A 19,781-nucleotide genomic window follows, 5' to 3' on the forward strand; every position below is an offset into this window, starting at 1 on the left:
CTGGCCTGTGAACAGTCGAAGACAGGGCAAATGGGAGGGATTGACATGGGGCCGCATAAGAAAAGCCCCCGGAACGTGGTTCCGGGGGCTTCGTTTTTTTTCTTTCGGCGGTGGCTATTGGGCCGTGCCGCAGGCGGGCATTCCGGGGTCGGTGCCGTTTTCCAGCAGCTTTTTGCGGTATGCCTTGACCTCGTCCAGGGAGTTCCAGCCCTCGTACATCTCAAGCCACTGGCCGAAGTCGAGGTATTCCTCGTCCAGGTGCGCCTCGTGCATTTTGAGCCAGACGTTGAAGATGTACATCTCGATCTTGAAGGCGGCGTTGTCGAAGACCTGGGGCAGGACCGTGGCGTCGTACTTCTCGCCGCCAAGGTGCGCGGCCACGTAGGAGCAGACGTTCTCCTGGGAGCGCTGGTAGTCGATGGCGCCGTTGTTGGAGATGTCGGCCAGGCGGTACAGGGCGGGATGGTCCGCCTTCACCTGCTCCATGACATCCTCGGGGATTTCGACCCGCAGGTCCTCGCCTTCCCCCTTGACGAAATAGAACCGCATCCACTGGTCGAACTGGAAAATTTCCACCGTGTCCCTGACGGCGTTCTTGATGCTGACGCTTTTTATCATGGCGGCTGGTCCCCTCGTGCTGTTGTTTTGGGGGGGAATATGGTCATCCGGGCCGGTTGCGTCAAGGGAAAATGTGGATCGCGGGGGGTGGACAAACGGGGTCCCATTGTTATATGAAGTGCGGCTCGCAAGGAAGAAAAGCCCCACCGGGCCGAAATATCAAGGAGACCACCATGGCACGTCACAAGAAGCATGAGCGTATGAAGGAACTGGATCGCAAGCGTCACCGCCGCCAGAAGGCCATCAAGGCCGCCATCAAGGAGGCGAAGGCCGCCGCCAAGTAGCGCGGCCCCCGTCCTTCGGATTTCAAACTTTCGAAAACCGCAGGTCAGATCGCAATGCCCATCTACGAGTATCAGTGCAAGGAATGCCAGGCCGTGTTCGAGGACTGGCAGTCCGGGTTCGAGGAAAAAGAGGTGGACTGCCCCCGGTGCGGCGGCAAGTCCAAACGGCTTATTTCCCACTCCTCCTTTCATTTGAAGGGAGGGGGCTGGTTCGCGGATGGTTACGGCGGACAGCACTCCGGCTCCCAGCCGGGAGAGGCGGCCACGCCCGCCGAAGCTTCCCATTGCCCGGCCAAGTCGGGATCGGGGGGCGCCGATGCGGCCCCCGCGAAAAAAGCCTCGGACACATCGTCCGCAGGCTCGGCCTCATAAGTCGTGAAAAGGCAGCCGCGGCTGCCTTTTTTCATGATCCGACACAGCTTACCGAGGGAGAGACATGCTTGAGAGATATTCCCGCCCGGCGATGAGGGCGCTGTGGACCCTGGAGAACAAGTACCGGGTCTGGCTGGAAGTGGAACTGGCCGTCACCAGGGCCTGGACCGAAATGGGAAGGGTCCCGCAGGAGGCGTGCGACGAGATCCTCGCCAAGGCGGACTTCGACCCGGACCGCATCCTCGAAATCGAGGAGACCACCAAGCACGACGTCATCGCCTTCCTCACCGCGGTGGAGGAGAAGGTCGGGCCGAGCTCGCGCTACATCCACCTTGGATGCACCTCGTCCGACATCGTGGACACGGCCAACGGCGTGCTGCTCACCCGCGCGGGCGACATCCTGGCCGAGGGGATAGACCGCATCCTGGCCGTGCTCTCCGACATGGCCCACAGGCACAAGGGGCTGCTTTGCATGGGCCGCACCCACGGCATCCACGCCGAACCCACCACCTACGGCCTCAAGTTCGCGGGCTTCCACGCCGAGTTCCAGCGCCACAAGGAACGGTTCGACGCCGCCCGCGAGAACATCCGCGTGGGCAAGATTTCCGGGGCCGTGGGCACCTTCGCCCACCTGAGCCCCGAACTGGAGGAGCGCGCCTGCGCCATCCTCGGGCTCAAGGCCGACCCCCACTCCACCCAGATCGTCCAGCGCGACCGCTACGCCCAGTTCTTCACCGCCCTGGCCATGCTGGCCGGGGGCATCGAGCGCCTCGGCGTGGAGCTCCGGCACCTGCAGCGCACCGAGGTCCTGGAGGTGGAGGAGGGCTTCTCCAAGGGGCAGAAGGGCTCCTCGGCCATGCCGCACAAGAAGAACCCCATCTCGGCCGAGAACCTGTGCGGCCTGTCCCGGGTCATCCGGGGCAACGCCATGGCCGCCATGGAGAACCAGGCCCTGTGGCACGAGCGCGACATCTCCCACTCTTCCGTCGAGCGGGTCATCATGCCCGACTCCACGGCCCTGGTGGACTACATGCTGCACCGCATGTGCGGCGTGCTGGAACGGCTGGTGGTGAAGCCGGACAACATCGAGCGCAACCTCATGGGCTCCTTCGGCCTCTTCTATTCCCAGCGCATCCTCAACAAGCTCATCGCCACCGGGCTCAAGCGCCAGGCCGCCTACGAGATGGTCCAGAAGGTGGCCATGCGCTGCTGGGAGAACAAGGTCCAGTTCGAGGACGAGATCCGCAACGATCCGGAAGTAAACAAGCATCTTGCGGCTAACGACCTTGACGAAGCCTTCGACCCCTCGTATTACAAACGATATGAAGATGTGATCTTCCGCCGCGTCTTCGGCGAGTAGCCGGACGGGCGGCGAGGAGGCGACTTCGCATTGACCTCGGGCCGAAAGAACGATTACTGTTTCGTGCGCCCGGGCGCGCGCGGCGCTGCGGGAGCGCCGGATATCGCGGGACGGCGGCCTTCGGGAACAGGGAATCCAGGCAGGAGTTGGCAGAGTATCTCATGCGATTGCTCGTTGCGGTCTTGATGTTAATCCTGAGCGGGACCCCGGCGCTGGCCGGGGGATGGTCGCTCACGCTTTCCTCCCACGACTACGGGCCGGAGCGCATCCTGGCCGTGGACAAGTCCGCACAGACGCTGATAATGCTGGAGCGCAAGTCGCCCCTGCACGAGGTGCGCCGCTTCCCCTGCACCACGGGCCAGTCCCTGGGCGACAAGTCGGAGGAGGGCGACCTGCGCACCCCCGAGGGCGTCTATTTCGTGGGGAACAAGATCAACCGCAAGCTCGACTGGGACCTCTACGGCGACCTGGCCTACGCTCTCAACTACCCCAACCCCGTGGACCGGATCATGGGCAAGACCGGCGGCGGCATCTGGCTGCACGGCCGGGGAAAGCAGTTCCTGCCCCGCGACACTCGCGGCTGCGTGGCCCTCAAGGTGCCCGACATGCGCGACATGGCGCGCGAACTCGCCTACGGGATGCCCGTGGTCATCGCCTCGGACCTCTCCTGGACAAAGGAGCAGGGCGAGGGCGAGGCCACGGCCGACCTGCTGGCCGGGAGGCTGCGCGACTGGGCCCGCGACTGGGGGGCGCAGAGCGACCATTTCTTCAGCTATTACGACCCCGCCCTCATGACCCTCTCCGAGGGACGCGACTTCAAGTCCTTCGTGGACCACAAGCGCAACGTCTTCGCGGCCAAGCCCTGGATTCAGGTCATGGTGGACAACATCCGGGCCGTGCCCGGGCCGGGCTATTGGGTGACCTGGTTCGACCAGTACTACCGCACCTCCGGTATGGCCTCCACCACGGGCAAGCGCTTCTACTGGAAGCAGGGGCCGGACGGAGAGTGGCGCATCGCGGGGCGCGAATACGTGCCCGCGGGCGAGGACCTGAGCGGCAAATACCTGACGGCCGTGTCCGGCGAGGTCAGGACCCTCATCGAGGGCTGGCGCGAGGCCTGGCTCGCCATGGACGCCGCGGCCTACGCGGGATTCTACTCGCCCTCGGCCGAGCTGGGCGGGCGCAAAGGCGCAACCGACATTATTGATTACAAAAAGACGTTGTGGGCAAAAGCGGCTCCTGTTAAAGTGAAAGTTGACGACCTGGAGGTAACCCCGGATTCCCGTGGGCTCCAGGTGGCTTTCCTGCAAACTTTCGAGGACGCCACCGGCTATTCGGACGTGGGGCGGAAGACCATGATCCTGACGCCGGAGCACGGCACCTGGAAAATTGAAAGCGAGCAGTGGAGACGCGGACGATGAGCGATTCGAAATACAGCGTGCTGTTCATGCGGGACGACCGCGACGTGACCCGGTATCGCGTCAGCCCGTTCTGGCTCAAGATGTTCATCTTCGCCCAGCTCTTTCTGCTGCTCTGCGCCGCCGGAGGCATCTACATGGGCGTGCGCGGCCTGCGGATCAACGCGAACCTGCGCGAGGCCAACAAGGACATGGAGCAGCGGCTGGTGGACGCCGAGGTCCGGCTCGAACGCCTCTCCAACATGGAAAAGATCCTCCAGTCCTACGACCCGGCGGAGCTCCAGTCACTGCTCGCCGCCGCCACCACCGAGGTGGAGCGCAAGCCGGACCAGCCCGAGGTCGACCTCAATCAGATTTTCACCGGCGTGGATACGCAGCAGGTGGGCGTGGAGAACATCCAGGCCAAGCTGGCCGGCCGCAACGTGGACGTCAGCTTCGAGCTGAACAACCTCCAGGCCGCCAACAAGACCGTGACGGGAAAGGCCGACTTCTCCTTCGTCACCAAGAACGGCCGGACCGTGCCCGCCAAGACCAACGCGCGGGACCTGGTCTTCCAGATCCAGCGGTTCAAGCGCATCCAGACGACCTTCTCCCTGCCCGACGGCATGGAGGAAAAGGATATTTTCGGCCTGAGGCTGGTGATAAAGGGGAACGACGGCGATGTCATCTTCGCGGAAACCTACCCCTTCTACCATATTCTCGCTTAGGGCGGCCCGCCGTTTCGCCCTCCGCCCGGCCCGGCGGCCCGTGGAATCGAAAGGAGCTGGTTTGGTGACGCGCATCCTCTTCGGAATACTCTGCCTGCTGGCCTTCGCCGCGCCCTCGGCGGCGGGGTCCTGGGAGCATTCCTTCTTCGCGGGCACCCAGTACCCGCTCCGGGTCGCGTACCTTGAGGGCGAGGCGCCCGGCCCCACCGTCATGGTCCAGGGCGGCATCCAGGGCGACGAGTCCTCCGGGTTCATCACGGCCCAGCTTCTCAGCCGGGCCACGGTCACGCGCGGCAACCTCATCGTCCTGCCCAGGGCCAACGTCCCGTCCATCAACCTGCACAAGCGGCAGATCAACGTGGACATGAACCGGCGCTTCGACCGCGACTACAACCGGTTCTACGAGGACCGCGTCGCCCGCGTCATCCGCTACTTCCTGTGCCGGTCCGACGCCTTCATCCACCTGCATGAGGGCAGCGGCTTCTACAGCCCGACCTACGTGGACAGCCTGCGAAATCCCATGCGCTACGGCCAGTCCATCATCGTGGACACCCTGGTCTACCACAAGATCGACCTTGAGGACACGGTCAATTCCGTGCTCAAGGAGTTGAACGACTCCATCCCCACTGCGGACTACCAGTTCAAGCTCTTCAACACCCGCACCTTCGACCAGGGCACCAACTATCCGGAAATGCGCAAGTCCCTGACCTGCTACGCCCTGGCTCAGCACAACATCCCGGCCATGGCCGTGGAGGTGAGCAAGAACATCCGCCAGATCGGCTGGAAGGTGCGCCAGCAGCTCGCGGCCACCATCCTGCTCCTCTCCCGCCTGGGGGTGCACGTCACCCCGCCCGAGTTCACCGACGCGGACGTCCGCGCCTACGCCGGGCGCGGGGTCAGCGTCAGCGTCAACGGCCGGACCCTGGCCAGCGGCGAGGTCATCAACCTGGCCCCCGGCTCCACCCTGGCCGTGCGCACCCTCTCCGACGGCCCGAGGGAGTTCTCGCCCGAGCTGGCCCTGTTCGCCTCGGACCGGCCCGGCGTGAACCTGATGCAGGCGCGGCGCATGGTCCTTGAGCCCTTCTCCGAGCTGGAGCTGCGGAGCGACGGCGAGAGGCTGGCCAAGGCCGAGGTGCGCTGGACCGGCAAGCTGCCGAGCCCGCCGGGCGACGACAAGCCCGTCTTCGTCTGCTGGCTCAACGGCAACCCCATTTTCGTCCATGCGGGCGATGTCCTGCGCACGGTGGAGGGCGACCAGCTCATCCTGGAGGGCATCTGGGGCAGCGATCTCCAGGAGGTGGTCAACCTCAAGGGGTTCGTGGCCATTCCCTGGGCCAACAACGGCCAGGACCTGGGGTGGGAGATCATCCTCGACCCCGACAATTTCATGGGAAAGTACGACCTCAAGGCCGACACCCCCGGCGCCTCCCGCTTCCGCGTGGTGCGCGAGACGCCCGGCGCGCCCGCGTCCGAATTCTACGTGGACATCTCCCCCCGCACGGTGCACGCCCTGCGCCTGGCGGACGAGCGGGGCCAGTCCCTGCTCATTCCCTGGACCCCGGGCGGGAGCTACCGGCTGCCCGAAGGCCGGTACGTGCTGGAGGGAGCCTGGTCCAACGGCCCCGGCGAAAAGCTGCTGGCCACCACGGACGACCAGCCCCTGGCCCTGGGCAACGCCTTCACGGTGGACTACGCCAAGCCGCTCAAGCTGACGGTGCGTCAGGCCACGACCTTCGGCGACATCGGTTCCATGACCTTCACCGCGGGCGGCATGGCGGAACGATAGGCCCCCCCCTTGCGTCTCAACGGAGGTTGACGACATGACGGTGGAACGCATCCTGCGCGGCATGGCCGGATTCCTGGTCCTGGCGAGCCTGCTCCTCGCCTACTTTCACACCACGTACTGGCTCTGGATCACGGCCTTTGTGGGGGGCAACCTCCTCCAGTCGGCCATCACCGGCTGGTGCCCGGCCATGACCATTCTCAGGAAGCTCGGCGTGAAGGGCTGCGACGGCTAGCCGACGCCGACCGGCCCCCCGCGAGTGTTGCGGAGGGGGCAGGCGGCGCGCCGGACAGCCGTTTTTCAACAGCCGCTAATCGCGCTTGCGGCCGTAGGGATGGAGTATCCGCCAGCCCCAGAGGGCGGCGGTGACGCCGATGAACGCGCCGAAGAGCACGTCCGATGGGTAGTGCCGGAGGGCGGCCACCCGCGCCGCGCCCACCAGCACGGCCAGCCCGAGGGCCGGGTAGCGCAGGGCGGGCAGGATGAGCCCCAGGGCCGTCATGCCGGAGAAGATGCGCAGCGAGTGCCCGGACGGGAAGGAAAAGTGCATGTAGTCGCCGGCCAGCGGAGAGAATCCGTATTCGCCTTTTTCGAACAGCAGCGGCGGCCTGGCCCGGCCGAAGCACTCCTTGAGCACGTCGCCGGCCAGCATGGCCGCGCTCACGCAGGCGCAGAGGTAGAGCAGGGACCTGGATCGCTCGGTCAGGCCATTCTGGAGCGCGTCCGCCGCCCCGGCCGCAAAGCCGATGGCCAGGAGCACGGTGAAGAACGTCTGGTCGGCGGCCAGGGATATCCGTCCCGCCAGGTGCCGCCAGGCCGGGGCCAGCGAGTGGGCGGCCCAGGCGGCGTGCCGGTCCAGGAAGAAATAGGAGAGCACGATGAGGGCCGCGACCAGGGCGGCGGCGAGCAGGGTCTTGGCCAGGGTCCGATCCATCTGTTTTTACCTCGGCATAGCTCCAGGCCCGATCAGTGCAGGCCCGTGACGATGGGCGCGACTCCCGCCGCGCCGGCCGTAAACCCGGTCACGGGCGGAAACGGTCCTTCCGCGCCGGAGACGCGTCGTGGACCGACCGTAGCAGGAAACGGCTACGGGGGGTAGCCGAAATCCCCACGGCAGGGGGACAACGCCCAAAAGAGAAAAGCCCTTCGCCGGTTTGGCAAAGGGCTTTTGTTCTCGGTGGTGCGCCCGGCACGATTCGAACGTGCGATCTTTCGGTTCGTAGCCGAATGCTCTATCCAGCTGAGCCACGGGCGCGCGGTGGAAAAGTGTTTATGCTCTCGGTGAGGGACCGTCAAGCAGTTTTTCAGGAATTTTGGAATTTGGTGAAGAATGACTCGCCGGCAATGTCCACCAACTGCGCGCCGCGAGCCTCGATGCGGATCAGGCGCGTGTCCGGCCGCTCGGCGAATTCCTTGAGCTGCGGGTGGCGCAGGACGAAGAGATGGGTGATCGCCTCCACGGTCTGCCGCCGCTGGACCGGGGAGTGGACGCCTTCGATGGTCACGGCCTTTCCCTCGGACCGGCGGTCGATGACCATGCTGACGTGCGGGCACTTGATCAGGTTGCGGCTCTTGCGCGACCCTTCGAGAGAAAGGAAGTAGAATTTCATGGCCGCGTGGTCCACGAAGTAGTGCATGAGCGATGCATGGGGCTTGAAGCCGTCCGAGGTGGCCAGCACGCAGATGTCGTTGCCCAGGACAAGGTCGTCGATGAGTTGCAATTTTTCGGTGCTCATGCCAAAATCCCTACCCGGATCGAGTCCCGTAATCCATTATAAATCCCAGTACCATGCCAACCCTGGAACAACTTGTCGAAGCGGCCGAGGCGCTGCTCGCCCCCCTGGCCCGGTCCGTGGACCCGGCCGGGGTCCGCGTCGCCTGGACCGGGGGCAAGGACTCCACCGTGGCCCTGTTTATCTGGAAGGCTATCCTGGACCACGGCGGCCTGGGGCCGGTCCGGGCCATAAACCTGGACACCGGGTGCAAGTTCCCGGAGGTCCTGGCCTTTCGCGACCGCATGGCCGGGGAGTGGGGCGTGGACCTTCATGTGGCCCGGCCGGGCGCGGACCTGCGTGGCTATCCCCTGGCCAGGGACCCGGTGGCCTGCTGCCGCGAGCTCAAGGTCGAGCCCCTCAAGGCGGCCATCCGCGCCACCGGGGCCACCCACCTGATCTCCGGCATCCGGCGCGACGAGCACCCGGACCGGGCGGGCCGGGCGCCCCTGGAGTCACGCCGCGACCCGGACTACGTCATGGTCAACCCGATCCTGGACTGGACCGAGCGGGACGTCTGGGCCTTCCACCACCGCTTCGGCCTGCCCCACTGCGAGCTTTACGACCAGGGATACCGCTCCCTGGGCTGCCGTCCCTGCACGGCCCTGCCGACTGCCGGGGCCGGGGAGCGCGACGGCCGCAATAGCGAGAAGGAAAAGGTCCTCTCCCGGCTCACCGGACTGGGCTATTTCTGAATGCATCGCGTGCCCCATTCCACAAGAACGGGTCTCGGGATTTTTCCCCGATAAAATCGACGCCTTCATTTTTGCAGGGCGCGCCCACCTCCTCGGGGGCGGAGCCCCGCAACCACGCCGGTTTCTGAGATTTCACAAAAATGCAAGCAGGTTATCCGCGCTTCCGATCAGGTGATTTCCCGGGAAAGGGCGCTTGACCTGGGGGGTGACTTCCCCTATTGACGTTGATTTACTAGGCTAAGGGTTTGGTGCATTCGCTCTCGGGATTTCGGTTGGAGGTGAACCGGAATCCCGGGGTCCGTTGTACTCGTCTTCAATCTTCTGAAACGAGGTCATCATGTCGAATCTGCTTACGCTTCTCATTCTTCTGCCAGTTGTTGCGGGACTGGTCTGCTATTTCGTACGGTCAAGCGCCGTGCGGAATCTGACCGTCGTGGCGACGGGCGCAATCCTTGCGGCTGCGTCCCTTGGGTTGCTTGGGCAGGGGAGCTTCGAACCGCTTGCAGTCGGTTCCTTCCTCGGCATCGGCAGCGACTTCCTGATTACGGTCATGGATTTCGCCCTGCTCGGTGTCATTTTCTTTTACGGTGTCAAACACCGAAACCTGCTCATCCAGGGATTCACCCTGGCGCAGGTCGTTTTACTCGCCTGGTTCGAGATCGTCATGGTCGAGCATGTCGATGTCCCGGCCCTGGCCGGGGACCAACTGTCCCTGATCATGGTCCTGGTCATCTCCATCGTCGGCTCGCTCATCTGCATCTTCGCCATTCCTTACATGAAGGAGCACGAGGAGCATCTGCACCTGAAGAAGTCGCGCCAGCCGCGGTTCTTCTTCTTCCTGCTGCTCTTCCTGGGCGCCATGAACGGCCTGGTTCTGGCCAACAACATCCTGTGGCTCTACTTCTTCTTTGAAGTGACCACGTTGTGTTCGTTCATGCTCATCGGCCACGACGCCACCGAGATCGCCACCAGGAACGCGGTCCGGGCCCTGTGGATGAACTCCCTTGGCGGACTGGCCTTCGTCATCGGGATGATGCTCGTCTACATGCAGGCGAACACGTTGAACATCGCCGCCATCCTCGGCGGAGCCTCCCAGGGCGCGCTGATGGTCACCGGCGTCGGCTTCCTGTGTCTGGCCGGGTTCACCAAGGCGGCCCAGGTGCCGTTCCAGAGCTGGCTGCTCGGCGCCATGGTCGCGCCGACCCCGGTCTCCGCTCTGCTGCACTCCTCCACCATGGTCAAGGCGGGCGTCTACGTCATCCTGCGCTTCGCCCCGGTCTTCGCCGGGACCCTGCTCTCCGACGGCGTGGCCATCTGCGGCGCGTTCACCTTCCTGGCCTGCGCCGCCCTCGGCGTGGGGCAGTCCAACGGCAAGAAGATCCTCGCGTACTCCACGGTGGCCAACCTCGGGCTGATTATCTGCTGCGCGGGCATCAACACGCCGCTGGCCATCTCCGCCGCGATGCTGCTGATCCTCTTCCACGCCATCTCGAAGTCCCTGCTCTTCCTGTGCGTCGGCACCATCGAGCAGGCCATCGGCTCCCGTGACATCGAGGACATGCGCGGCCTTTATGCGAGGCATCCCCGCACCGCGCTCATCACCGTCATCGGCATCCTGACCATGATGCTGCCGCCGTTCGGCGTGCTGCTCGGCAAGTGGATGGCCATCGAGGCCTCCGCGGGCAACATCTGGGTCGTCATCATGCTGGCCACCGGCTCGGCCCTGATGGTCGTCTACCTGGCCCGCTGGGCCGGTTCCCTGATGGCCTCCCGCGAGGCGAACGCGGCCCCGGAGCGCCAGCCCCTGCTGACCCGGCTGCCCCTGATGCTGCTGTGCGGCGGAGCGGTGGTCCTGTCCCTGTTCTCGCCGTGGATTTACAACACCATGGTGGCGCCCATGTTCAACGCGCCGCCGTTCATCATTCGGTTCGGTTCCTTCGAGGCCTCCACGGGCGCCTTCGTCGTGGGCCCGCTGTTCATCGTGTTCGCCCTGGGGCTGATCTACGCCGTCAAGGCCGCCTCCGGCTTCCGCAAGGTCCGGATCGCGCCGCCCTACCTGGCCGGTTCCAACGCAGGCGAGGCGGGCACCTACATCGGCCCCATGAACGTCCCCGTGCCGTTCTCCACCGGTAACCTGTACCTGGGCGAGCTGTTCGCCGAAGGCAAGCTCACTCCGATCTTCAACGCGCTGGCGGTCGCCCTGATCGTCCTCATGCTGGGAGGGGCTCTCTAATGGATACGCTCATTCTCGTCATCATCGGCCTGGTGGCCGGTCCGGTGCTCGGCGGCCTGATCGCCGGTCTGGACCGCCGCGTCACCGCCTGGTTCCAGTCCCGGCAGGGGCCGCCGATCACCCAGGCCTTCTACGACGTGGCCAAGCTGTTCGGCAAAGAGAAGATGGTCGTCAACCAGTGGCAGATTCTCTGCTCCTGGGTGTACGTCATCGCGGCCGCGACTTCGCTGGCCCTGTTCTTCGCCCAGAGCGACCTGCTGCTGATCTTCTTCGTGCAGGCCGTGGGCGCCGTCTTCATGGTCATGGGCGCCATGGCCGCCAAGTCCCCGTACTCGCAGGTGGGCGCGCAGCGCGAGCTGCTCCAGGTCCTGGCCTACGAGCCGGTCCTCATCCTGGTCTTCGTCGGCTTCTACCTGGTCACCGGCAGCTTCTCCGTGAGCGCCGTCTGGCAAGTGGACCAGCCGCTGCTGGCCAAGATGCCGCTCATGTACCTGGCGCTGGGCTACGCCCTGACCATCAAGCTGCGGAAGTCGCCCTTCGACTTCTCCACCTCGCACCACGGACACCAGGAACTGGTCAAGGGCGTGCTCACCGAGTACTCCGGCCCCTACCTGGGCCTCATCGAGGTCGCCCACTGGTACGAGACCGTGCTGGTGCTCGGCCTGTGCGCGCTCTTCTGGACCACCAACGTGGCCTGGATGATCGTGCTGATCGGCTGCACCTACCTGCTCGAAATCCTGGTGGACAACACCATGGCCCGCATGACCTGGCGCTGGATGCTGAAGCGCGTCTGGCTGCTCGGCATAGGCCTGTCCGTCGTTAACCTCATCTGGCTGTACGCGGGGTAAGTCATGTTCGGTTCATTCATCAAGAAATCTCGCGCCAAGTCCCCGTGGATCATGCATTTTGACTGCGGTAGCTGCAACGGCTGCGATATCGAGGTCCTGGCCTGCCTGACCCCGCTCTACGACGTGGAGCGGTTCGGCATCATCAACGTCGGCAACCCCAAGCACGCGGACGTGCTCCTGGTCACCGGAACGGTCAACCACCGGAACAAGAAGGTGCTCAAGAACATCTACGACCAGATGCCCGAGCCCAAGGCCGTCATCGCCATCGGCGCCTGCGGCCTGACCGGCGGCGTCTTCCGCGAGGCCTACAACGTGGTGGGCGGCGTCGACAAGGTCATCCCCGTGGACGTCTACGTCCCGGGTTGTCCGGCCAAGCCCGAGGCCATCATCGACGGCGTGGTCGCCGGTCTGGCCAAGTTCGCGCAAAAAGTGGAAGAAGCCGGTTAGGCTCCGCACGAGGTGAAACATGAAAGGTAAAGTTATCGACGTGACCCTCGACAACGTTGTCGGCGAGGTCATGAACATGAAGAACGACGGGCAGCGCCTGGTCTCCTTCTCCACCTACAATGCGGGTGAGGGCAAGATCGGCATCCTGTACCACTTCGACAAGGCGCTGGAGAACACGCACCTGCGGCTCGTGGCCGACATGGACAAGCCCATCCCCAGCGTTTCCGGCGTCTACTTCTCCGCCCTGCTGGTGGAGAACGAGATTCGCGACCAGTGGGACGTCAAGTTCGACGGCCTGGTCCTCGACTTCAACCGCACGCTCCTTCTTGATCCGGAAGTGACCAAGGTCCCCTTGGCCAACAACCTCAAGATCGGGCCCAAGAACTAGGGAGGGCTGAAATGGCAACCACCGTAATTCCCTTCGGCCCGCAGCACCCTGTCCTGCCCGAGCCGGTCCACCTCACCCTCAAGGTCGAGGACGAGATCGTCAAGGAAGCCATCCCGGCGTTGGGCTACGTCCATCGCGGCCTGGAAAAACTCTGTGAAATCCGTGACTTCAATCAGATGATCACCGTGTGTGAACGCGTGTGCGGCATCTGCTCCATGATCCACGGGGCCTGCTACTCGCAGTCCATCGAGGAGCTCATGGGCATCGAGATTCCCGACCGCGCCAAGCTGCTCCGAGTCATCTGGTCCGAGCTGCACCGCATGCACTCCCACCTGCTCTGGCTCGGCCTCTTCGCCGACGCCTTCGGGTTCGAGGCCCTGTTCATGCAGTTCTGGAAGATCCGCGAGCGCATCATGGACATCAACGAGGCCACGGCGGGCAGCCGTGTCATCGTGTCCGTGAACATCATCGGCGGCGTCCGCGCCGACCTCTCCCCGGACCAGTTGCGCTGGATCCTGTCCGAGCTGGACATCGTGGAGAAAGAGGTCCGGGAACTGCAGGACACCATGATGAACGACTACACGATCAAGACCCGCACCGTGGGCATCGGCGTGATGACCAAGGCCCAGGCCTGGGAGCTCGGCGCGGCGGGCCCGACCCTGCGCGGCTCCGGCGTGGCCCAGGACATGCGCCAGCAGGGCTACGGCGGGTACGCCTTCCTCGACTTCGAGCCCGTTGTCGAGACCGCCGGCGACTGCTGGGCGCGCTCCACGGTCCGTTTCCGCGAAGTGCTCCAGTCCGCCGACCTGGTCCGCCAGGCCATCAGCAAGCTCCCCGAGGGCGAGCTGGCTGTCAAGGTCAAGGGCAACCCGCCCGAGGGCGAGGTCTACCACCGCGTGGAGCAGCCGCGCGGCGAGTGCATGTACTACATCCGGGGCAACGGCACCAAGAACCTGGACCGGCTGCGCATCCGCACCCCCACGTTCGCCAACATCCCGCCGCTTCTGGCCATGCTGCCGGAGTGCGAGCTGGCCGACGTCCCGGTCATCGTCCTGTCCATCGACCCGTGCATCAGTTGCACCGAACGCTAAGGAGGGCGCCATGCTGTTTACGCCTACCGTCGTAAAGAACCTGCTGAAGAAGCCCGCCACGCGGAAGTACCCCTTCGAAGTGCGTGAGCCGTTCCCGAAATATCGCGGCGAACTGGTCATCGACATCGACCGGTGCATCTTCTGCAGCTCCTGCGAGCGCAAGTGCCCCAGCCAGTGCATCGCCGTGGACCGGGACAAGGGCACCTGGCAGTGCGATCCCTACGCCTGCATCTACTGCGGCTATTGCGTGGATGTCTGCCCGGTCAAGTGCCTGTCCATGAAGGACGTGCACCGCAAGCCCTCGACCGAAAAGACCGAGTGGATCGAGCAGGGCACCCCGCCCCGGCACAAGAAGAAGGAAACGCCCAAGGACGCCGCTCCCAAGGGGACGGCCCCTGTCCTGGACAAGTCCGCCGCCGCGGCCGAAGAGGCCGCCCCGGCCGCGACCGAGGTTGCGCCCGAGGCCAAAGCTGAAGAAAGGCCCGCCGCCAAGGACAAAAAGAAGGACGAGAAGAAGGGCAAAAAGTAGCCATTCCCGCCCCGGCGAAAGAACAGGGCCCCGGCATTTTGCCGGGGCCCTTCATTTTTTTCGGGGAGAGGCGGGGGCGCCGGCGTGCGAGGCCCACGCCGCATACCCGCCCCGCGTTGCGGTAGACGACCTGCTCGGCCGCGTCGCGGGGAAGCTGGGCCGGGACGAGGCGTTGGCCCCCGTATTCCCGGTCCATGATTTGTTTTCCGGCCCGCTGTTCCATGCAGGCCCGGACCTCGGGCGGGGCCTCGCGGACGGCGGCGAGTTCCGGGCCCGCCGCCCCTGCGGTCCCGGCCGCCAGGAGGACGACGGCCGGGAGGGCGGCGGGCCCGGGGCTAGAATCGCTCGAATTCCGCATTGTCGCCTTCGTCCAGGTCGAGGACCATGCCGCCCTCGCGTCCGCCCGGGGCCGAAGCCGCCTGCGGCAGCGGCTTCCCGGCCGCGGGCTTGGCCTTCGGCCGGGCGGAGGAGCCCGGGGGAGCCTGGTCGCCCAGGTTCACCTTGAAGAAGGAGATGATCCGCTGCAGCCCGTTGGCCTGGTCGGCCAGGGCGTTGGAGGTGGAGGCCATCTCCTCGGAGGCGGCTGCGTTCTGCTGGACCACGTGGTCGAGCTGCTGGAGGGCCTGGTTGATCTGCTCGGCCCCCGCGTTCTGCTCGTTGCTGGCCATGGATATTTCCTGGATGAGCTCCGCCGTCTTTTCGATGTCCGGGACCATTTCGCGCAGCAGGTTGCCCGCCTTGTCGGCCACCTCCATGCTGGAGGAGGAGAGCTCGCTGATCTCGGCGGCGGCCTGGCCGCTGCGTTCCGCCAGCTTGCGCACCTCGGCGGCCACCACGGCGAAGCCCTTGCCGTGTTCGCCCGCGCGGGCGGCCTCGATGGCGGCGTTGAGGGCGAGAAGGTTGGTCTGCCGAGCGATCTCCTCGACGATGGATATCTTGTCCGCTATCTGGCGCATGGCCTCCACGGTGCGGGTCACGGCCTCGCCGCCGGTCTTGGCGTTGCGGGCCGCGTTGGCGGCGATGCCCTCGGTCTCGCGCGCGTTGGAGGCGTTGGCGCTGATGTTCGAGGCCATCTCCTCCATGGAGGCCGAGACCTCTTCCAGGGAAGCGGCCTGCTGGGTCGCACCCTGGGACAGGGCCTGGGAGGTGCTTGAGAGCTCGCCGCTTCCCGTGGCCACGTTGGCGCTGCCTTCCACGACCTGGGCGACAACGGCGGTCAGCCTGTCGGACATGGCGTTGAGCGCGGCGAAGATTTCGCCCATGTCGTCACGGCGCGCATCCTGGATTCGTTCCGTATAGTCGCCCGTGGCCGCGCGCTTGAGCACTCCGACGATCCTGGACAGGGGCGTGATGACCAGACGGTTCAGGTAGACCCAAAGGCCTGCGGCGATGACCAGGAGCACGAACAGGGAGATGGCGGCCGTGGTCTTGGCGTTGGACCAGACCGGGGCCATGATCTCCGACATCCGGATCAGGGCGATGAACTTCCACTTGAGGGTCGGGGAGGTGCGCACGATGGCCATGTATTCCTTCCCGTCCAGGTCGCCCCGGAGAGCTCCGCCGGTCAAGGCGAAGGCCTTGCCGTAAAGCGGCTGGCCGAGTTCGTTGACGTTCTTGAAGTTGTGCGCCTTGTCGGCCGGGTCGGCGATGACCACGCCGTCGTCCTGCACCAGCATGACGTACCCGGTCTCCCCCAGGCGCACCTGCTCCACCAGCTTGGTCAACTGGGACAGGGAGATGTCCATGGCGGCCACGCCGAGGATGGTCCCGCCTTCGTTGACGGCCTTGGCCGTGGAGATCATGGCGTCGCCGTTGGTGGAGACGTAGGCCTTGGAAATGATCCCCTTGTCCGGGGCGGCGGCGGCCTCCTTGTACCAGGGCCGGGCCCTCGGGTCATACCCGGCTGGCATGGGGTCGTTGCCCCCGATGATGAATCCGCCCTGGTTGGTGCCGATGTAGCAGTCCACGTAGCTGGGGTGCGAGCGCAGGATCATCTGGTACATTCCCCGAATCTCCCTGCCGAGCCGGTCCTCGGGCAACGGCTCGTTCGTCCCCCGTTTTTCGCCCATGAAGCTGGTCAGGATTTCGTCCACCCGGCGAACGCGCGGGTCCTCTGCCATCATGGCCGTGTTGTTGATGGCTTCCTTCAGGAACATGGAAATGGTGCCGTCGATGTGTTCGAGCTGGCCGGAGGCGGAGGTGGAGCTGTGTTCGATGGAGTCGCTGTAGATGGAGGTCAGGCTGACGGCGAGGATGGCCACGCTGAGGGAAATGAGGGAAAGAGTGAAGGCGAGAAGGATTTTCGCCCGTATGTTGAGTGTTGACATTTGGTCCGCCCTCCTTGTTGACAATGGCTGTAGATGATAAAGAGGCTATGCCTCTCCGGCAATCCGTTCCATTATATTTTGGTGTAGGCCGGGTGACGCCGCTTCCTCCCGCGGCGGCCAGCGAGGCGTGCTTCGCGCCTCTTGGCTTGGCGGGTGAAATCGGGTAACGTCCCGGTCCCTATGCAGCGCAAGCAGACCAGAACCGTGCATGTGGGCGGCGTCGGCATCGGCGGGGAAAACCCGATCCGCGTCCAGTCCATGTGCAATACCGACACCCGGGACGTGGCCGCCACCCTGGCCCAGATCCGCGAGTTGGCCGACGCCGGTTGCGAGATCGTCCGCCTGGCCGTGCCCGACGACAGGGCCGCGGCCGTGCTGGCCGACATCCGCCGCGAGTCGCCCGTGCCGCTCATCGCGGACATCCACTTCGACCACCGGCTGGCCCTGGCCGCCCTGGACGCGGGCTTCGACGGCCTGCGCATCAACCCCGGCAACATCGGGGGCGAGGAGAAGGTGGACGTGGTGGTCCGCGCGGCGGCCGAGCGCGGCGCGCCCATCCGCATCGGCGTCAACTCCGGCTCGCTGGAGAAGGACCTGCTGAAGCAATACGGCGGCCCGGCGCCCGAGGCCATGGTCGAGTCCGCCCTGCGCCACGTGGCCATGCTGGAGAAGCGCGGTTTCCACGACATCAAGATTTCGCTCAAGTCCTCGTCGGTGCTGAAGACCGTGGCCGCCTACCGGCTGATGTCCGGGCGGGTGGACTACCCCCTGCACATCGGCGTCACCGAGGCCGGGACATTGGTGCGCGGCGCGGTCAAGTCGGCCGTGGGCCTGGGCATCCTGCTTGCCGAGGGCATCGGCGACACCCTGCGCGTCTCCCTGACCCACGACCCGGTGGCCGAGATCGGCGTGGCCTACGAGATTCTGCGTGCCCTGGGCCTGCGCGAGCGCGGGCCGGAGATCGTCTCCTGCCCCACCTGCGGCCGCACCGAGATCAACCTGATCCGCCTGGCCGAGCAGGTGGAGGAGGCGCTCCGGGGCGTGGAGGAGGTCTTCACCGTGGCCGTCATGGGCTGCGTGGTCAACGGACCGGGCGAGGCGCGCGAGGCGGACATCGGCATCGCCGGGGGCCGCGACCTCGGCATCATCTTCCGCAAGGGCGAGGTGGTCCGCAAGGTCCACGGCGACAAGAACCTGTTGCCGGAATTCATGAAGGAAATAGAGAAATTCCTCGAAGAAAGGAGAGGTTGATACATGCGTCTTTCCCGCTATTACATCCCCACCCTCAAGGAGAGCCCGGCCGACGCCGAGGTGGTCTCCCACAAACTGCTGATGCGCGCGGGCATGATCCGCAAGCTGACCAGCGGCATCTACAACTACCTGCCGCTCGGCCTGCGCTCCATCAACAAGGTGGCGAACATCGTGCGCGAGGAGATGGACCGCGCAGGGGCCCTGGAGGTCCTGCTGCCCACGGTCCAGCCCGCGGACCTCTGGCAGGAGACCGGCCGCTGGGACTACTACGGCAAGGAGCTCCTCCGCTTCAAGGACCGGCACGACCGCGACTACTGCCTCGGACCCACCCACGAGGAGGTCATGACCGACCTGGTGCGCGGCGAGGTCAAGTCCTACAAGCAACTGCCCCTGAACCTTTACCAGGTCCAGACCAAGTTCCGCGACGAGATCCGTCCCCGCTTCGGCCTGATGCGCGGCCGCGAGTTCATCATGAAGGACGCCTACTCCTTCGACAAGGACGAGGACGGGGCCGAGAAGTCCTACTGGAACATGTTCGAGGCGTACAAGAAGGCGTTCTCGCGCATTGGCCTTCGCTTCAAGCCGGTCCAGGCCGACTCCGGGGCCATCGGCGGCGACTTCTCCCACGAATTCATGGTCCTGGCCGACACCGGCGAGGACACCATCGCCTCCTGCACCGCCTGCGAGTTCGCGGCCAACCTGGAGAAGGCCCGCGTGGCCGTCCCCGAGGGCGCGGACATGACGAACGCCGACTGCCCGGCCATGGAGCCGGTCCACACTCCCGGCGCCCACACCGTGGACGAGGTCTGCGGCTTCCTCTCCATCTCGCCGGACAAGCTCATCAAGACCCTGCTCCTGGTGGTGGACGGCGACAAGCCCGTGGCCGCCCTGGTGCGCGGCGATCGCGAGCTCAACGAGGTCAAGCTGCGCAACCTGCTGGGCGGCAACGAGATCGAGTTCGCGGACGAGGCCACGGTGAAGCGGCTGACCGGCGCGCCCGTGGGCTTCGCCGGACCCGCCGGTTTGGCCGGGGACGTTCCGGTCTACGCGGACAACGAGCTGCGCCTGGCCACGGACTGGGTGGCGGGCGGCAACAAGGCGGACACCCACGTCGCCCACCTTTCCCTGGGCCGCGACTGCGCGGTCGAGGGCTTCGCGGACCTGCGGGTCATCGAGCCCGCCGACGCCTGCCCGGAGTGCGGCGCGCCCATCGAGTTCACCAAGGGCATCGAGGTCGGCCACGTCTTCAAGCTCGGCCTCAAGTACTCGGCCAGGATGGAGGCCACCTTCCTGGACGAGAACGGCAAGACCCAGCCCATGGTCATGGGCTGCTACGGCATCGGCGTGTCGCGCATCGTGGCCTCGGCCATCGAGCAGAACAACGACGAGAACGGCTGCTGCTTCCCGCCCTCCATCGCGCCCTTCGAGGTCTGCCTGATCTCGCTCGGCGGCAAGGACGAGTCCGTGGACGCCAAGGCCGAGGAGCTCTACGGGATCATCAAGGCCCAGGGCGTGGACGCGGCCTACGACGACCGCAAGGAGCGCCCCGGCGTCAAGTTCGCGGAGGCGGACCTGATCGGCTACCCCATGCAGCTCGTCCTGGGCGGCAAGGGGATGCAAAACGGCATCGTCGAGGCCAAGGACCGCAAGACCGGCGA

General features: G+C 65.4%; 19 protein-coding genes and 1 tRNA gene. 15 read left to right on the top strand and 5 right to left on the bottom strand.

Going from position 1 to position 19,781, the window contains the following annotated elements:
• Positions 1 to 114 precede the first annotated feature (114 nt).
• Positions 115 to 618, bottom strand: coding sequence for a hypothetical protein (locus PHP91_RS13445; protein ID WP_300141611.1), 504 nt, complete (start codon positions 616 to 618; stop codon positions 115 to 117).
• A gap of 338 nt (positions 619 to 956) precedes the next feature.
• Between PHP91_RS13445 and PHP91_RS13450 the strand changes: the two genes are divergently transcribed.
• From PHP91_RS13450 to PHP91_RS13475, 6 genes are all read left to right on the top strand, one after another.
• Positions 957 to 1,274, top strand: coding sequence for a zinc ribbon domain-containing protein (locus PHP91_RS13450; protein ID WP_300141614.1), 318 nt, complete (start codon positions 957 to 959; stop codon positions 1,272 to 1,274).
• Between the two features lie 64 nt (positions 1,275 to 1,338).
• Positions 1,339 to 2,634: an adenylosuccinate lyase gene (gene purB, locus PHP91_RS13455; RefSeq protein ID WP_300141617.1), complete on the top strand. Its 1,296-nt coding sequence runs from the start codon at positions 1,339 to 1,341 to the stop codon at positions 2,632 to 2,634.
• 161 nt (positions 2,635 to 2,795) lie between these two features.
• Positions 2,796 to 4,055, top strand: coding sequence for a L,D-transpeptidase family protein (locus PHP91_RS13460; RefSeq protein ID WP_300141620.1), 1,260 nt, complete (start codon positions 2,796 to 2,798; stop codon positions 4,053 to 4,055).
• Positions 4,052 to 4,759 carry a hypothetical protein gene (locus PHP91_RS13465; protein ID WP_300141622.1) on the top strand — a complete coding sequence of 236 codons (708 nt, stop codon included), beginning with the start codon at positions 4,052 to 4,054 and terminating at the stop codon, positions 4,757 to 4,759. The genes PHP91_RS13460 and PHP91_RS13465 overlap by 4 nt, the downstream gene beginning before the upstream one ends.
• A 64-nt stretch (positions 4,760 to 4,823) precedes the next feature.
• Positions 4,824 to 6,545, top strand: a complete 1,722-nt coding sequence (locus PHP91_RS13470; protein WP_300141661.1) for a M14/M99 family metallopeptidase — start codon at positions 4,824 to 4,826, stop codon at positions 6,543 to 6,545.
• A 34-nt stretch (positions 6,546 to 6,579) separates the two neighbouring features.
• Positions 6,580 to 6,777: a DUF2892 domain-containing protein gene (locus tag PHP91_RS13475; protein WP_300141625.1), complete on the top strand. Its 198-nt coding sequence runs from the start codon at positions 6,580 to 6,582 to the stop codon at positions 6,775 to 6,777.
• 75 nt (positions 6,778 to 6,852) lie between these two features.
• On the opposite strand, the gene PHP91_RS13480 is transcribed toward PHP91_RS13475, so the two are convergent.
• From PHP91_RS13480 to PHP91_RS13490, 3 genes are all read right to left on the bottom strand, one after another.
• Positions 6,853 to 7,476, bottom strand: coding sequence for a phosphatase PAP2 family protein (locus PHP91_RS13480; RefSeq protein ID WP_300141628.1), 624 nt, complete (start codon positions 7,474 to 7,476; stop codon positions 6,853 to 6,855).
• A gap of 244 nt (positions 7,477 to 7,720) precedes the next feature.
• A tRNA-Arg gene (locus PHP91_RS13485) sits at positions 7,721 to 7,797 on the bottom strand.
• Between the two features lie 49 nt (positions 7,798 to 7,846).
• Complete coding sequence (locus PHP91_RS13490; protein ID WP_300141631.1) at positions 7,847 to 8,278, bottom strand: pyridoxamine 5'-phosphate oxidase family protein; 432 nt, start codon at positions 8,276 to 8,278, stop codon at positions 7,847 to 7,849.
• Positions 8,279 to 8,331: 53 nt separating this feature from the next.
• Between PHP91_RS13490 and PHP91_RS13495 the strand changes: the two genes are divergently transcribed.
• The 7 genes from PHP91_RS13495 (at position 8,332) to PHP91_RS13525 (ending at position 14,545) form a co-directional block, all read left to right on the top strand.
• On the top strand, positions 8,332 to 9,009 hold the full coding sequence (locus tag PHP91_RS13495; RefSeq protein ID WP_300141634.1) for a phosphoadenosine phosphosulfate reductase family protein: 678 nt from the start codon (positions 8,332 to 8,334) through the stop codon (positions 9,007 to 9,009).
• Positions 9,010 to 9,346: 337 nt separating this feature from the next.
• Positions 9,347 to 11,242 (top strand): proton-conducting transporter membrane subunit, encoded by a 1,896-nt coding sequence (locus tag PHP91_RS13500; RefSeq protein ID WP_300141637.1) that lies wholly within the window; start codon positions 9,347 to 9,349, stop codon positions 11,240 to 11,242.
• Entirely contained in the window at positions 11,242 to 12,090 is an 849-nt protein-coding gene (locus PHP91_RS13505; RefSeq protein WP_300141640.1) for a complex I subunit 1 family protein, read from the top strand. Before PHP91_RS13500 ends, PHP91_RS13505 begins: the two co-directional genes overlap by 1 nt.
• 3 nt (positions 12,091 to 12,093) lie before the next feature.
• Entirely contained in the window at positions 12,094 to 12,537 is a 444-nt protein-coding gene (locus tag PHP91_RS13510; RefSeq protein ID WP_300141643.1) for an NADH-quinone oxidoreductase subunit B family protein, read from the top strand.
• A 19-nt stretch (positions 12,538 to 12,556) separates the two neighbouring features.
• The gene (locus PHP91_RS13515; protein WP_300141645.1) at positions 12,557 to 12,925 is read left to right on the top strand and encodes an NADH-quinone oxidoreductase subunit C; all 369 of its coding nucleotides are present in this window, start codon (positions 12,557 to 12,559) and stop codon (positions 12,923 to 12,925) included.
• Positions 12,926 to 12,936: 11 nt separating this feature from the next.
• On the top strand, positions 12,937 to 14,016 hold the full coding sequence (locus tag PHP91_RS13520) for a nickel-dependent hydrogenase large subunit (RefSeq protein WP_300141648.1): 1,080 nt from the start codon (positions 12,937 to 12,939) through the stop codon (positions 14,014 to 14,016).
• A 10-nt stretch (positions 14,017 to 14,026) separates the two neighbouring features.
• Positions 14,027 to 14,545: a 4Fe-4S dicluster domain-containing protein gene (locus PHP91_RS13525; RefSeq protein WP_300141651.1), complete on the top strand. Its 519-nt coding sequence runs from the start codon at positions 14,027 to 14,029 to the stop codon at positions 14,543 to 14,545.
• Between the two features lie 335 nt (positions 14,546 to 14,880).
• Here the strand turns inward: PHP91_RS13525 and PHP91_RS13530 are convergent, their stop codons facing one another.
• Positions 14,881 to 16,872 (bottom strand): methyl-accepting chemotaxis protein, encoded by a 1,992-nt coding sequence (locus PHP91_RS13530; RefSeq protein WP_300141653.1) that lies wholly within the window; start codon positions 16,870 to 16,872, stop codon positions 14,881 to 14,883.
• A gap of 180 nt (positions 16,873 to 17,052) precedes the next feature.
• Between PHP91_RS13530 and ispG the strand changes: the two genes are divergently transcribed.
• Both ispG and PHP91_RS13540 read left to right on the top strand, forming a co-directional pair.
• Positions 17,053 to 18,123, top strand: coding sequence for a flavodoxin-dependent (E)-4-hydroxy-3-methylbut-2-enyl-diphosphate synthase (ispG, locus tag PHP91_RS13535; RefSeq protein ID WP_300141655.1), 1,071 nt, complete (start codon positions 17,053 to 17,055; stop codon positions 18,121 to 18,123).
• A 3-nt stretch (positions 18,124 to 18,126) separates the two neighbouring features.
• The coding region (locus PHP91_RS13540) for a proline--tRNA ligase (RefSeq protein ID WP_300141658.1) at positions 18,127 to 19,781 on the top strand (1,655 nt) is incomplete at its 3' end.

The organism is Pseudodesulfovibrio sp. (assembly GCF_028692895.1).
GTDB lineage: Bacteria > Desulfobacterota > Desulfovibrionia > Desulfovibrionales > Desulfovibrionaceae > Pseudodesulfovibrio.

What these genes read in the sequence shown, in the direction of transcription:
- PHP91_RS13500 (WP_300141637.1), top strand. Translation starts at nt 9,347, where the DNA reads ATGTCGAATCTGCTTACGCTTCTCATTCTTCTGCCAGTTGTTGCGGGA.
- PHP91_RS13495 (WP_300141634.1), top strand. Translation starts at nt 8,332, where the DNA reads ATGCCAACCCTGGAACAACTTGTCGAAGCGGCCGAGGCGCTGCTCGCC.
- PHP91_RS13445 (WP_300141611.1), bottom strand. Translation starts at nt 618, where the DNA reads ATGATAAAAAGCGTCAGCATCAAGAACGCCGTCAGGGACACGGTGGAA.
- PHP91_RS13450 (WP_300141614.1), top strand. Translation starts at nt 957, where the DNA reads ATGCCCATCTACGAGTATCAGTGCAAGGAATGCCAGGCCGTGTTCGAG.
- PHP91_RS13510 (WP_300141643.1), top strand. Translation starts at nt 12,094, where the DNA reads ATGTTCGGTTCATTCATCAAGAAATCTCGCGCCAAGTCCCCGTGGATC.
- ispG (WP_300141655.1), top strand. Translation starts at nt 17,053, where the DNA reads ATGCAGCGCAAGCAGACCAGAACCGTGCATGTGGGCGGCGTCGGCATC.
- purB (WP_300141617.1), top strand. Translation starts at nt 1,339, where the DNA reads ATGCTTGAGAGATATTCCCGCCCGGCGATGAGGGCGCTGTGGACCCTG.
- PHP91_RS13530 (WP_300141653.1), bottom strand. Translation starts at nt 16,872, where the DNA reads ATGTCAACACTCAACATACGGGCGAAAATCCTTCTCGCCTTCACTCTT.
- PHP91_RS13505 (WP_300141640.1), top strand. Translation starts at nt 11,242, where the DNA reads ATGGATACGCTCATTCTCGTCATCATCGGCCTGGTGGCCGGTCCGGTG.
- PHP91_RS13465 (WP_300141622.1), top strand. Translation starts at nt 4,052, where the DNA reads ATGAGCGATTCGAAATACAGCGTGCTGTTCATGCGGGACGACCGCGAC.
- PHP91_RS13525 (WP_300141651.1), top strand. Translation starts at nt 14,027, where the DNA reads ATGCTGTTTACGCCTACCGTCGTAAAGAACCTGCTGAAGAAGCCCGCC.
- PHP91_RS13515 (WP_300141645.1), top strand. Translation starts at nt 12,557, where the DNA reads ATGAAAGGTAAAGTTATCGACGTGACCCTCGACAACGTTGTCGGCGAG.
- PHP91_RS13490 (WP_300141631.1), bottom strand. Translation starts at nt 8,278, where the DNA reads ATGAGCACCGAAAAATTGCAACTCATCGACGACCTTGTCCTGGGCAAC.
- PHP91_RS13520 (WP_300141648.1), top strand. Translation starts at nt 12,937, where the DNA reads ATGGCAACCACCGTAATTCCCTTCGGCCCGCAGCACCCTGTCCTGCCC.
- PHP91_RS13480 (WP_300141628.1), bottom strand. Translation starts at nt 7,476, where the DNA reads ATGGATCGGACCCTGGCCAAGACCCTGCTCGCCGCCGCCCTGGTCGCG.
- PHP91_RS13475 (WP_300141625.1), top strand. Translation starts at nt 6,580, where the DNA reads ATGACGGTGGAACGCATCCTGCGCGGCATGGCCGGATTCCTGGTCCTG.
- PHP91_RS13460 (WP_300141620.1), top strand. Translation starts at nt 2,796, where the DNA reads ATGCGATTGCTCGTTGCGGTCTTGATGTTAATCCTGAGCGGGACCCCG.